Below are 13,010 nucleotides of genomic sequence, written 5' to 3'. Positions count from 1 at the left end.
AAACATGATTTGACCGGGCAGCGTCAATCCGTGGCCCCTTCCAGGGCAATCGACCCACGAAGTCGTGAACCGTTCGGGATTGGCGATCCCGAACGGTTCCGCTCAGGTTTACTTTGTGGTGTAGCCGCCGTTGACTAAAATGGTCTGGCCGGTCATCCACCAGCCCTCCGAAACGAGGAAGCGGATATAGGGCACAATGTCCTCGATATCGGTAAGGCCGGTCTTTGAGAAACCCGACAGCGCGGCCGCTGTCTTGTGATAGGCGACCGCATCGGCCCCTTCGGCGGGATAGAAGAAGGGCGTATCCATCGGGCCTGGGCCGATCGCCGTCACCGAGATGCCGCGCTCGCCGAACTCCTTGGATGCCGCGCGCGTAAAGTGTTCGACCGGCGCCTTGGTGCCGGCATAGCTGGAATAGAACGGCGTGTAGGCGCCGAGCAGCGATGTGACGAGCGTGCAGATCTTGCCGTTGTCGTTCAGCGCCTTGCCGGCCTCCTTGAGGAAGAAGAAGGCGGACTTCGCGTTGACGGCGCTCATCTCGTCATATTCGGCCTCGGAAATGTCGACGATCGGCTTCTTCAGCACCTTACCGACGGTGTTTATCGCGATGTCCGGACGACCGAGCGCGGTCACGACATCGGCAAACAGCCTTTCGACGGCACCGGCGGTCGTCAGATCGGCCTGGAAAGCGACCGCCTCGGCACCCGCCGCCTTGACCGCGGCAACCGTGACGTCTGCATCCGCCTTCGTGGCGGGGCTGTTGTAGTGGATGGCAACGGCCTTGGCGCCATGGGCGGCGAAGTCGCGGGCGATCAGGCCGCCGAGGTTTTTTGCACCACCGGCGATGATGACGGTCTTACCCTTGATGGAATGGTCGGTCATGGTGTGGTTCTCCTTGAGCAATGCTTTGGCCGGGCATGGTGCCCGCCTGACGCCGGAGCAAACTTATCGACTGGAATGTTGCAATAAAGCCGGACAGTCTGACATCATATGTCAGGATCAACGAACAATGGCGGGGCCGCTTGGATCGCATCGACCTCTTTCGCATCTTCACCCGCGTCGTCGAAAGCGCGAGCTTCACCCGGGCGGCGGATACGCTCGGCCTTCCGCGCTCATCGGTCTCGGCGGCGATAGCGACCCTGGAGGGCAGGCTTGGCGCCCGCCTGCTGCACCGCACGACGCGACGCGTTTCCCCCACCCAGGATGGTTTGGCCTTCTACCAGCGCTGCCTGCACCTCGTCGCCGCCGTCGAGGAAGCGGAAGGACTGTTCGGCGACAACAGCGCCGCACCCGCCGGTCGGCTGCGTATCGACGTGCCGGGGCGGATTGGACGGCTCATCATCGCGCCTGCGCTGCCGGATTTCCTCGACCGGTTCCCGGCAATTGACATCGATCTCGGCGTGACGGACCGGGCGATCAACCTGGTGGAGGATAGCGTTGATTGCGTGCTGCGCGTCGGCCCGTTGACCGATTCCGGGCTGATTGCCCGTTCGATCGGGCATCTGCCGCTGATCAATGTCGCCAGCACCGGCTACATTGCCCGGCACGGCGCACCGCAAACACCCGACGATCTCGGCACGCATTGGGCGGTCAACTACGCCTCGCCGTCCACCGGCCGGGTCGAGCCTTGGGAATGGCTGGAGGACGGCGTGCTGCGCACCCTGCCGATGCGTGGACGCGTCACCGCCAACAGCGCCGAAGCCTATATCGCCTGCTGCCTCGCCGGCCTCGGCCTGATCCAAATCCCCGCCTACGACGTTCGCCAGCATCTCGACGCGGGCGACCTCGTCGAGGTCATGCCGCAGCACCGCGCCGAACCGCTGCCGATGACGCTGCTCTACCCGCACCGCCAGCATCTTTCCCGCCGCCTGCTGGTCTTTGCCGATTGGCTGGAGCATGTGCTGAGACAAGCCGTACTGCCCCAACCATCAAGCGTCCCCTGACGACCGGCGCGCGTCACCGGCGAAACGAAATTGCCTTCGCTTCCCCCTGCTGTATCTCTATCGTCCCGAAAACCACCCATCGACTAAGGACTGATTCGAAAATGGACGTCGTCTTCTCTCCAGAGCTCTCGGTTTGCGGGATCGAGGAACTGCCGGGCCAGCAAGCCCGGAACGTGACCCACGTGCTGTCGATTATCGACCCGGAATACCCGGAGCTAGACGTGTTCCAGACCTATGGCCAGCACCATCGGACCACGTTGCGCTTTCACGACATCATTGCCGCGGCGCCGGAACGGACCATGCCGCATCCCGACCATGTCGAAGCGATCCTGCAATTCGGCGCGGACTTCCACGGGCGACAGAGGGCGAGCCATCTGCTCGTGCATTGCCATATGGGCATATCGCGCTCGACTGCCGCCATGCTGACGCTGATGGCACAAGCCAATCCGGACGAACCGGGCGAAGCGTTGTTCACCCGTCTTGTCGGCATTCGTCCGCAGGCCTGGCCGAACTCGCAGATGGTGAGCTTTGCCGACGAACAGCTCGGCCGCAAGGGTGATCTCACAGCAGCCCTCGGCCGCCATTACGGCCGCCAAATCCGGAATCGTCCCCAGTTCACCGAATGGATGACGACGTTGGGCCGCAAGGCCGAACTCGACATGGCAATCTTCGACAACGCCTAGAGCTTTGCTTTTACGCAATTCCGGACGCAAAATCGGTACCCACTTTTGCTGGAATTGCTCTAGTTCTCGAACAGCACGAACGCGGCCCAGACCAGCGGATCCCTTGCCGTCGGGATCCGCCCTTCGATGGCATCGCGCCGCGTGCTGCGCAACGCGGCTGCATAGGTCTGGCCGGCCTTCAGGTGTTCGTAGAAGCGCACCATGAAATCAGCCGTCCCGTCGTCGGCAACGGGCCAGAGCGTCAGCAGAGAGCGCTTTGCACCGGCAAGGCCCGCCGCGGTCGGCAGACCTCGCACGCCGCCCACGAAGGCCTCGTCGCCACGGCCTGTCTCACAGGCGGACAGCACCAGCAGGTCGAGGCCGGAAAGGTCCCAACCCATCAGTTCGAAGGCATAGAGCCGCCCGTCCTTCTCGTCGCGACGCATGGCACGACTATCGCCGGATTGCGCCAGGATGACCTCGCTCTGCCAGAGCGTGTCGACATTGCTGGCGCCGCCGTTCTTCGGGCTGCCATAGGCCCCGTGCGTGGCCAGATGGGCAATGGCGGCTCCCGTCATGCGCTCGCGGAGCGCTGTTTCGCCGACATCCGTTCCCGTGAGGGTTTCGATCTTCAGGCCGGGGCGGGACAGGACCTTGCCGATGGCTTCCACCTCGCGCAGGGTGCCCGGCAAGGGCATGGCACCGCCCTCCTCTCCCCTGGCATAGTCGATGCCACCGGCCAACACGACCCGGCCCTCTGCTGGCAGCGCCCGATCGTCGACAGCGCGGTAGAGCGCTTCCGGCTCCGTCAGGAGCCGCAGCGTGAAGCGCTCTTCGAGCAATTTGCCGTCGGCATCCTCCAGCAGCGAAAAGGGCAAGGCGAACAATCGCCCGTCCGGCACGATGAAGAGCGTCTTCGCACTTGATATTTCCTTTTCGAGCGGCGCGACCAACCGGTCGTGCAGGCTTGAGAAGGCACGTTTGCTCGCGTCTATGCGCAATCCTCTGTTGTCATCTCCACTGCGCTCACGCGTCTGGAGGGCCGCGACAATCTCCTCGTCGTTCGACAACAGTTTTCGCGGATCACCGAGCGCTTTCAGCACCGGTGCCGCGCCTTTGCGCCAGACGATGGCGTAGAGCCTGGTATCCGCGATCGGATCTGCGCCCTCTCTGTCCGCCCGCCATTTGAGGGTCGTGAAATACTGGACGAGCGCCTGGTCTTGCCCAAGCAGATCCGCCGGTGTCGGCAGCGCCTGGTTCAGCACCGTTTCGCGATCGAGATGATAGCGCGCAACGATCCGGTCGTTGAGCTGCCGCTCCAGCGTCTTGGTCTCCGCCAGGTATTCGTAGGCGAGGTCCTGTTCGACATCCGCCGCGAACGTCTCGCGGGCGATGCGCGAAAGGCGCGAGATGCGGTCGAGCAGGCGGGCGGTTTCACCATCCGACGAGTCGATCGTGCGGGCGAGTTTCAGGATATTGTCGGCATCGGCGGTCGCCAGCGACGGCCAGCGCCGCGTCGCATCGGCAAAGGCCGGGACGGCCGCGGGGTTGTACTCGGCAAAGCGCGCATAGTCATAGAGCATGCCATCGGCCATGGCGCGCACCGCTTCGCCGACCTCTCGCCCGCCGGCGACCGAGACCTGGAGATGGACCCAGCCGAGCATGTCGCGGTCGATGCCGGCGAACTCCTGCGCGGCGGTCGCCTTGTCCGTCGCGGCTTTGGCATTCGCGATGGCAATGCGCCCGGCAAAGGCGAGCGGATGGGCCATGCCCATTTCACCGCCGGCAATGCTGTAGGCCTGCTGCAGATGTTTGATCTGGCGCTCCGTATCGCCTTTCAGTCCAAAATGACCGGCAAGCAGATCGGCCGCTTTCATGCTCAATATGGCCGGGTAGTTGGAATCGGTGATGAGCGCATCCATGCGGCTGATGGCCGCCGCATCCAGCGGCGCAGCACCCGACAGGAGATCGGTATAGGCAAGCCAGGCCTCCATACCGGCAATCGTCACGGGATCGCCGAGCGCCTTGGAGATGTCGAGGCAGAGAGCGAAATAGCGCCGTGCTTCGCCATAGTTGCCAAGATCGAGATAGTTCTGCGCGGTGTTGTTGGCGCTCACCAGCGTGTTGAAGTGATTCTGCCCGTAGTGGCGGGTTCGATTTTCCAGCACCTTGAGATCGTATTCCAATGCGCGCGACGGCGAACCGAGACCGCGCAGCATGTCGGCCAGGTTGTTGGCGATGCGCCATGTAACGGTGTCGTCGTCACCGAGCGACTTCTGGGCGATCTCGTAATTGCGCCGTTCGAGGTCGATCGCGGTGCCGTATTGCCCGACATCCGACAGGGCCGTCGCCAGCTTGTCCGTGGCGTGGATCAGTTCAGGGGATTCGTGGCCGTAGAAACGGGCGAAGAGATTGGTCGCCATCGAATAGAGCGGCACGAAATGCTGCTGGGGATCCGGCACCGCCGTGCGGAACTCCGCATAGGCGAGATAGAAATCGGCCAGTTCCTTCGCATCGGCCCGGATCGCCCGCGTCTGTTCGGCCTCGTGGAAGAAGGCGGCCGCCTCGTCGTTGAGGCCGCTTGCGTGGAGGCTGCGGGCGATCTGCGTGTAGTGCCGCAGCGTCACACCATGCAGTTCGGTCTTCTGCGATGCGGCGAGCGCTGCCCGGATCTTCTTCAGGCCATCCTCCAGACGGCCGTTTTCGAGCAGGCTGTAGGCTGTGCGCACCCGGCCGTCGATATCCTGCTCGCTGTTTTTGCCATGCGCCTTGCGGATCCGCTCTTCATAGAGCTCCCCGAGCGCGTCCTGCCGGTCCTTATCGCCAAGCTTGCCCTTGGCATTCATCAACAATTCGAGCAGCAGGTTGGCCCGCGTCTCCTCGACCGGATCGAGGGTCGCCAGCAACTCCTGCATTCGGGGGTAATATTCCGCGTCGACGCCCGCGGCATCCCCCGCGCGCATGGCATAATCGGCGGCTGAAACGGCGTAGCTGGCGGCAAGCCAGGCCTCGCCTTGCGCCTTGAACCGCACGCTCGCCTCCTGCGCCTTGCGGCGGGCGCCGTCCGTGTCGCCCTGTTCAGCGAGCGCCTTCATCTCCACCGCAATCGCGTCCGATTGCCGGATGGCCTCCTGCGTCGGCGCCTGGGCAAAACCCGGTGCGGTCAGGAAAACGAAAAGAATTAGGGAAACAGCGAGGCGATGAAAGCGAGGAAACAAAGACATAAAGGCACTTCTCGAGGCTTTGAAAGGATCTATCGACGCGCCCGATCGAGAAGCGCCACTGCTAGAGCTTCGACGGTTGAAATAAGACCCTTATTCAAAAATCAAGACCAGAGGTGCCGGCACGGCGACGCCGTGACGCGGAGCCGGTTAATCCGTTTCCCTTTCCATGGCCTGCTTCTCCAACCAGGACCAGACGCCCCGCACGTCGCCATCCTTGAGCCGCTCCGCGCTGGAAAGCGCGTACCAGGCGCGGCCCGAATCGACTGTCTCGACGAAGGGCTGGACCAGGATACCGGCAGCAAGAGCGTCTCCAGCCAGGAACAGGCTCGCCAGCGCGATACCCTGCCCCGACTCCGCAGCCGCGAGGGCAATGTCGCTGTCGCTGAAATTCGTTCCCTTCCAGACCTTGCCGGCTTCAATCCCGACATGGTCCAGCCAGTCAGCCCAACCGATCGGACCCTCCTCATGGATCAACGGCGCCTGCAGCAGGTCGGACGGCTGGGTCAGCCCCGCTGCAAGCCCCGGTTCGGCAACGGGCGACAGGCGGTCACGGGCGATCAGAAGGTTTTCGCAGCCGGGCGGCGGCTCGTGGGCGTGGATGAGGGCGATGTCCACTTCCATCGTCTCGAAATCGACAGTCGCGCCGCTGGTGTCCAGCCAGGGTTCGCAGGTCGGCGCTGCCGCTCTCAACGCCGGCAGACGCGGCAGGAGCCAGCGCCGGGCAAAATCCTGCGGTGCATAGATGACGACGCTGCCGGGCTTGCGATAGGGTTCGAGGCGCCGGTAGCCCTCCTCCATCATGTCAAGGCAGCGCCGCACCGTGCGGTGATAGTCGCGCCCGGCATCCGTGAGCCGCACCTCCCGGCCGATGCGCAGGAACAGCGGCTGTCCGATCTGGCCTTCGAGCAGTCGCATCTGGTGGCTGATGGCCGACTGGGTGAGGCCCACTTCTTCCGCCGCTCGGCTGAAACTTTCAAGGCGGGCAGCAGCCTCGAACCCCTTCAGGAACTGGGTCGGCGGAATGTGCCGAAACTTCACCATTCATGAATTCCATTCATTTCAAGCAGGAATGCTTCTCGTTTGTAGGCCGCATTCGTTCGGCGAATAATGAGCGCAGCAAATGAACAGGAGTCAAGAATGGATACGAAAGTATCGCCGCAACCACAGGTGAAGCTGCGCCGGCCGGGTGAATTCGAACCGCATGCCAAGACCTGGATGGCGTGGCCGCACCGCAAGGATCTCTATGGCGAGCGCCTGCCGGCCATGCAGCGGGCTTATGCCGACGTCGCCCATGCGATTGCTGGCTTCGAGCCCGTCAGCATGGTGGCGCATCCCGAGCACGCCGACGACGCCCGTGCCTATCTCGGTGACGGTATCGAGGTGGTCGCGATGCCGATCGACGATTGCTGGATTCGCGATTCCGGCCCGACCTTTATGAAGCGGGACGATGGCGGTCTTGCCGGCGTTTCCTGGCGCTTCAATGCCTGGGGCGGCAAACACAAGCCTTTCGACGCCGACGATGCTTTGGCCGGCCGCGTGCTGGCGCATGAAGGGGCGGAGATCGCGCAATCGTTCATTCATTGCGAAGGCGGTTCGCTGGCCTGCGATGGCGATGGCACGCTCATCGCCACGGAAACGAGCCTGCTTCATCCCAACCGCAATCCGGGCCTTTCGAAAGCGTGGGTGGAGCAGGAACTCCTGCGCATGCTCGGCCTTGAAAAGGTCGTCTGGCTGCCGGGCGATCCGCTGGACCTGGAGACGGACGGTCATGTCGACGGCATGTGCTGCTTCGTGCGCCCGGGCGTCGTGATGTTCGAATACAATCCCGATCCGACTGATCTGCACGGACGCATTCTCGCCGACAATCTCGCCGCCCTGCGCAGCCAGACGGATGCGCGCGGCCGCAGCTTCGAGGTCATTCCCATACCGGAAGCCTACGATGTTGAGGCGACCAGCGAGATTTTTGCACGCTCCTATATCAATTTTGCGCTGACCAATGGCGGCGTGGTGATGCCGACGTTCGGCTGCCCTTCCGGCGAGGAGGCCAAGGCAGCCGTTTCCGTCGCCTTCCCGGACCGCCGGATCGTCACCGTCGATGTCGGCGCCGTCGTGCCCGCCGGTGGCGCGATCCACTGCATCACGCAGGAACAGCCCCTGTGACCGGACAATACACTGCCCTGTCACGCCGTAGCTTTGTTCTGGCAACCGCAGGACTGGCATTGATGCCAGCTGCGCGCAGCCGTGCCGAAGAGGAGAATATCGGGATGATAGCCGTTCCCGCCGAAGCCGAACCACACGAGAAAACATGGATGGCCTGGCCGTCGACACCAAGCCTCTATGGCGGCCCCGGCGCCTACTTCGAAAGTGTTCAGGAAACGCTCGGCCGGCTTGCCGCGGCGATCGCGGAAAACGAGCCCGTTTCCATGGCCGCCCCGGCGGACCAGCATGGTTTGGCTGCCCGCCTCTGCGGACCGAAGGTCCAGCTGGTCGATATCCCGACTGACGACATGTGGGCGCGCGACAGCGGCCCTGTCTTCGTTCGCAAGGCAGATGGCGGCGTCGCCGCCGTCGATTTCGGCTTCAACGGCTGGGGCAACAAGCAGGCTCATGCGCGCGACGGCAAGCTTGCCGCACGGATTGCGGCGCTGGCGGGCGTCGACCGTCACGATGCGGACCTCTGTGGCGAAGGCGGCGGTATCGAATATGACGGCGACGGCACGCTTCTCCTCACCGAAAGCTGCTGGGTGAACGACAATCGCAATCCCGGCATGACGCGCGCCGACATCGAGCAGCGCCTGAAGGCCGCCCTCGGTGTCGAAACCGTCATCTGGGTTCCGGGCGTGCGCGGACTCGATATCACGGACGGGCATATAGACGGCTCGCTGCGCTTCGTGGCGCCGGGTCTCATCGTGGCCAGCAGCTATCCCGGCGACACGTCGGAATGGGCGCACGCCCATGACGAGGCGCTTGCCATCCTGGCGAAAGCGCATGACGCCCGCGGCCGTACCTTCGAGGTCGCTTCCATTCCCTCGGCGACCGAGGGGCGTTCGACGAGCGAGGACTTTTTGAGCAGCTACGCAAACTATTATGTCGGCAACGGCGCGCTCTACACGCCGCAATTCGGCGACAGGAAAGCGGATGCGCTGGCGAAGCATGTTCTCGGCCGGCTGCATCCCGGCCGCCGCATCGTCCAGATCGACGCCGACCGCATCTACGAAAACGGCGGCGGCATCCACTGTGTCACGCAGCAGCAACCCCGATGACCCGCCATCAGAAACGGAGAACGACGATGAAACGCTGGCTGGCACTTGCGACGGCATGCCTTTTCGCCACCTCGGTCGAGGCCGAAGAGAAGGTTCTCTACCTCTATTCCTGGGAGTCTTATTTCAGCGCCCAATCGATTGCTGAATTCGAGAAGGAGACGGGCATCAAGGTTTCCTACGACCTGTTCGATTCCAACGACATGGTCGAGACCAAGATGCTGACGGGCAAATCCGGTTACGACCTCGTGACCGTCAACCTTTCCCCCCACCTGCTGCGCCAGCTTCCGGTCGGGGTCTGGGCGCCGCTGGATCGCACCCGTCTTTCCAACCTCGGCAATCTCGATCCCACCGTTCTGACCCGCGGCGAAAGCGTCGATGCCGGAAATGCCCACAATGTACCCTGGATGTGGGGCACGACCGGGGTCGGCTACAATGTCGAGAAGGTGACGGCAATCATGCCCGACGCGCCGGTCGATTCGCTACGGATGGTCTTCGATCCGCAAATCGTCGAAAAATTCGCCTCCTGCGGCGTTGGCATGCTTGATGATGCCGAGCAGGTGCTGGGCCTAGCGCTCATCTATCTCGGGCTCAACCCGGACACGACCGACAAGGCCGAACTCGAAAAGGCGGTGGAGGTCGTCACCAAGGTCCGGCCCTATGTGCGCAAGTTTCATAGCTCCAGTTATGTCAACGATCTCGCCGACGGCAGCCTTTGCCTCGCCATCGGCTTTTCCGGCGACATGCTGATCGCCAGCAGCCGCGCCAAGGAAGCCGGCAAGCCGTTCACCGTTACCTATCGCCTGTCGAAGGAGGGCAACCTGGTCTGGACCGACGTGCTCGCCATACCGGCCGACGCATCCCACCCGCAAGCCGCCCACGCCTTCATCGACTTCTTCATGCGTCCCGAGATCGCGGCCGCGGCCGCGACGGAGACCGGCTTCTCGACAGCGAACAAGGCGGCACTCGCCCTGCTCGACGAAAAGCTGCGGGAAAATCCCAACCTCTATCCTTCCGATGAGGCGCAGAAGCGCCTGCACCTGCCGAAAGCGCTGAGCCAGAAAGCCCTGAAAATGTGGTCGCAAGCCTGGGATCGCGCGAAAGGATTGCGATAGCCCTCAGGGGCGTCGCGTTCGCTTCACTTCACCTTCGAGCCAGCCGCATAAAAAGCCGCCTTCTGTCTGACAATGTCGGGAGGCGGCTGTCGCAGTTTGTCAAAACCATCCCTATCTGAAGGGTGCCCGGCCATGCGGGCACGATAGAACTGTGCAGAGATACAGCGCACCGCCTCGTGCCGGGTGACGCTGCGCTCTCAAATTGGATATGCTCCTTCAGAACAAGGATATTTTGCATGACTGAGAGATCCCCCGCCGATAACTTTCCCGCCGGGTATGAACCGCCGAAAGTCTGGACATGGGAAAAGGGCAATGGCGGCGCCTTCGCCAATATCAACCGCCCCATAGCCGGCCCGACCCATGACAAGGCCTTGCCGGTCGGGAAACATCCGCTGCAGCTCTATTCGCTTGCCACGCCGAACGGCGTGAAGGTGACGATCCTGTTGGAGGAGCTTCTGGCGGCGGGACACACGGGCGCCGAATACGACGCCTGGCCGGTCCGCATCGGGGACGGCGACCAGTTCGGTTCCGGCTTCGTCGATGTCAACCCGAACTCCAAGATTCCGGCGCTGTTCGATCACGCGCCGAAGGGTGGCGGGGCACCGGTCCGCATCTTCGAATCGGCCTCCATCCTGCTCTATCTCGCTGAAAAATTTGGCGCCTTCCTGCCGGACGACCTGCGCGCCCGGACCGAGACCTTCAACTGGCTGTTCTGGCAGATGGGCTCGGCACCCTTCCTCGGCGGCGGTTTCGGCCACTTCTACGCCTATGCGCCGATCCACATCCAATACGCCATAGATCGCTACGCGATGGAGGTGAAGCGCCAGCTCGACGTGCTCGACAGGCATCTGGCCGAAAACCAGTTCATGGCGGGTACTGCCTATACCATCGCCGACATGGCGATCTGGCCCTGGTATGGTGGCCTTGCGCAACACAAGCAATATGGCGACGCCGGCACCTTCCTCGATGTCGACAGCTACAAGAACGTCCAGCGCTGGACGGCCGAAATCGCCGCCCGCCCGGCCGTCAAGCGCGGCCGCATGGTCAACCGGCTGAACGGCGATCCATCCGAACAGCTGCACGAGCGGCACGATGCCTCCGACTTCGAGACGAAGACGCAGGACAAGATCGGCCAGGAAACGGCATAGGAGCATCCCATGGCAACCCTGCCCGACATGATCAAGCACCGCGGCTTTCCATCCGGCATGCCGGGCACGGGCGTGCAGTTCACCATCCGCCGCGCCAATCCACGCGGGGTGACGCCGATCAAGGCATTGCCTCGTCGTGGCCGTCCCGGCACCGCCGAACACCGCATCGACGCCGCCTTCCTGCATGCCCTCTGGCACCATTTCGGCCCGGAACCCTTCGAGCGCGGCAATCTCGACGCCGCCCGCCTCAGTTTGCTTTTCGGCCGCGAGGTCTTGTCGGTGGAGAAGGAGTTCGACCCGATGTCCTATGAGGCGATGCTGGTCATCGACGAACGGGTCGCCCGCAAGAGCTTCCCTGAATCGTTCGAGGACGTGTTCGAAGTATAGGCAGGCGCCCTGCGATCCCAGATTGTGAGATGGACGGTGCGCGGCCGATAGACGCGCACCGTCAAGCATCAAAGCAGGCCGGCGGCGGTCATCAGTTCCACGACCTTCTTGTTGTCGAGCGTTGAGGCTTCGACCTTTGGCGCATCGAGATCCTTGAGCGGAACGAGCTTGGGGTTGGCCTCACCCGCAATCGCATATTCGAAAGAATCGCCATCGCGCAGGATGGACTGGCCGGACTTGCCGGTGATCCATTTCAGGAAGGCCTGCGCCTCCTTCTGGTGTTTGCTGGTCTTCAGGATGCCGCCGCCGGAGATGCTGACGAAGGCGCCCGGGTCCTGGTTCTTGAAATAGTGCAGCGCCACGTTGCTGCTGTTTTCGCCGGTCTTCGCCTGATCACCGAACCAATAATAGTGATAGATCACCGCCCCTTCGATTTCACCGGCATTGACCGCCTTCATGGCAACGCTGTTGCCTCTGTAGGGCGTCGCGTTCTCCTTCATCGCCGTGAGCCAGGCGGACGTTGCCTCCTCGCCCTTGAGCTGCAGCAATGCCCCCACAATCGCCTGAAAATCCGCGCCTGCGGGTGACGCGCCCCAACGGCCCTTCCAGGCCGAAGCGGCAAGGTCGAGCATGGACTTGGGCAGCGTCTCTTCGGTGAGCTTCGTCTTGTCATAGGCAAAAACCGTTGATCGTGCGGCGATGCCGGTCCACATGCCATCTGCCGGGCGATACTCCGCCGGCACCTGATCGAGTGTTTCCTTGTCGACCGGTGCAAAGCGTCCTTCCGTATCGAGCAACGCCATGGCCGGCGAATTTTCCGTCAGGAACACGTCGGCAGGCGTCAGGTCGCCTTCCTGGAGGATCAGGTTGGCGAATTCCATGTCGCTGCCCTTGCGGACCACCACCTTGATGCCCGTCTCCTTCGTGAAGGCCTCGATCCAGGCCTTTCCGAGCCCTTCGTGCTGGGCATTGTAGATGACGAGTTCATCCGCTTCCTGCGCGCGGACGCCTGAAGCCAGTGACGCCGCAGCAAAGAGCGACAGCGCTGCCGCTGTCATTCGGATCGACATGTTCATGGTGTTCTCCTGCTCGAAATTCCGGATGCCGACACAAAACTGGTCCGCAAGACTCTACTTATAGCGGGATTGCGATCGATACCAGAAGCGATGTGCAGCGCGCCAGTTGCCGCGTGACAAACCATTGCCTTTTACTCAAGAAATCCTTACGGCAGGGTCGGATGGCCGCGGAATGCTGCGACGGCCTCCACTTGT

General features: G+C 62.9%; 11 protein-coding genes. 7 read left to right on the top strand and 4 right to left on the bottom strand.

Features of this window, described 5'->3' with window-relative positions; all coding sequences use genetic code 11:
- Positions 1 to 108: 108 nt before the first annotated feature.
- Positions 109 to 882 (bottom strand): SDR family oxidoreductase, encoded by a 774-nt coding sequence (locus tag BSY16_RS26495; RefSeq protein WP_069062774.1) that lies wholly within the window; start codon positions 880 to 882, stop codon positions 109 to 111.
- Positions 883 to 1,022: 140 nt separating this feature from the next.
- Here BSY16_RS26495 and BSY16_RS26490 point away from each other — a divergent pair, with 140 nt between their 5' ends.
- Together BSY16_RS26490 and BSY16_RS26485 are read left to right on the top strand one after the other, a co-directional pair.
- Positions 1,023 to 1,943: a LysR family transcriptional regulator gene (locus BSY16_RS26490; protein WP_069062773.1), complete on the top strand. Its 921-nt coding sequence runs from the start codon at positions 1,023 to 1,025 to the stop codon at positions 1,941 to 1,943.
- A gap of 101 nt (positions 1,944 to 2,044) precedes the next feature.
- Positions 2,045 to 2,626, top strand: a complete 582-nt coding sequence (locus BSY16_RS26485; protein WP_069062772.1) for a tyrosine phosphatase family protein — start codon at positions 2,045 to 2,047, stop codon at positions 2,624 to 2,626.
- Positions 2,627 to 2,685: 59 nt separating this feature from the next.
- Here BSY16_RS26485 and BSY16_RS26480 read toward each other — a convergent pair whose 3' ends face one another.
- Positions 2,686 to 5,829: a CHAT domain-containing protein gene (locus BSY16_RS26480; protein ID WP_069062771.1), complete on the bottom strand. Its 3,144-nt coding sequence runs from the start codon at positions 5,827 to 5,829 to the stop codon at positions 2,686 to 2,688.
- A 147-nt stretch (positions 5,830 to 5,976) separates the two neighbouring features.
- Positions 5,977 to 6,870, bottom strand: a complete 894-nt coding sequence (locus BSY16_RS26475; protein WP_069062770.1) for a LysR substrate-binding domain-containing protein — start codon at positions 6,868 to 6,870, stop codon at positions 5,977 to 5,979.
- A 96-nt stretch (positions 6,871 to 6,966) separates the two neighbouring features.
- Here BSY16_RS26475 and BSY16_RS26470 point away from each other — a divergent pair, with 96 nt between their 5' ends.
- From BSY16_RS26470 to BSY16_RS26450, 5 genes are all read left to right on the top strand, one after another.
- A complete protein-coding gene (locus BSY16_RS26470) occupies positions 6,967 to 7,989 on the top strand; it encodes an agmatine deiminase family protein (protein ID WP_069062769.1) in 1,023 nt (340 codons plus the stop codon).
- Between the two features lie 104 nt (positions 7,990 to 8,093).
- A complete protein-coding gene (locus BSY16_RS26465) occupies positions 8,094 to 9,092 on the top strand; it encodes an agmatine deiminase family protein (RefSeq protein WP_171902487.1) in 999 nt (332 codons plus the stop codon).
- A 26-nt stretch (positions 9,093 to 9,118) separates the two neighbouring features.
- Positions 9,119 to 10,204: an extracellular solute-binding protein gene (locus tag BSY16_RS26460; protein WP_069062767.1), complete on the top strand. Its 1,086-nt coding sequence runs from the start codon at positions 9,119 to 9,121 to the stop codon at positions 10,202 to 10,204.
- Positions 10,205 to 10,440: 236 nt separating this feature from the next.
- The gene (gene yghU, locus BSY16_RS26455) at positions 10,441 to 11,352 is read left to right on the top strand and encodes a glutathione-dependent disulfide-bond oxidoreductase (RefSeq protein ID WP_069062766.1); all 912 of its coding nucleotides are present in this window, start codon (positions 10,441 to 10,443) and stop codon (positions 11,350 to 11,352) included.
- A gap of 9 nt (positions 11,353 to 11,361) precedes the next feature.
- Positions 11,362 to 11,739: a hypothetical protein gene (locus BSY16_RS26450; RefSeq protein ID WP_069062765.1), complete on the top strand. Its 378-nt coding sequence runs from the start codon at positions 11,362 to 11,364 to the stop codon at positions 11,737 to 11,739.
- Between the two features lie 68 nt (positions 11,740 to 11,807).
- Here BSY16_RS26450 and BSY16_RS26445 read toward each other — a convergent pair whose 3' ends face one another.
- On the bottom strand, positions 11,808 to 12,815 hold the full coding sequence (locus BSY16_RS26445) for an iron ABC transporter substrate-binding protein (protein WP_069062764.1): 1,008 nt from the start codon (positions 12,813 to 12,815) through the stop codon (positions 11,808 to 11,810).
- Positions 12,816 to 13,010: the final 195 nt, after the last annotated feature.

This window comes from Sinorhizobium sp. RAC02 (assembly GCF_001713395.1).
Classification (GTDB): domain Bacteria; phylum Pseudomonadota; class Alphaproteobacteria; order Rhizobiales; family Rhizobiaceae; genus Shinella.
The sequence above is the reverse complement of the archived record's forward strand: the minus strand, read 5'-3'. Positions and strand labels throughout refer to the sequence as shown.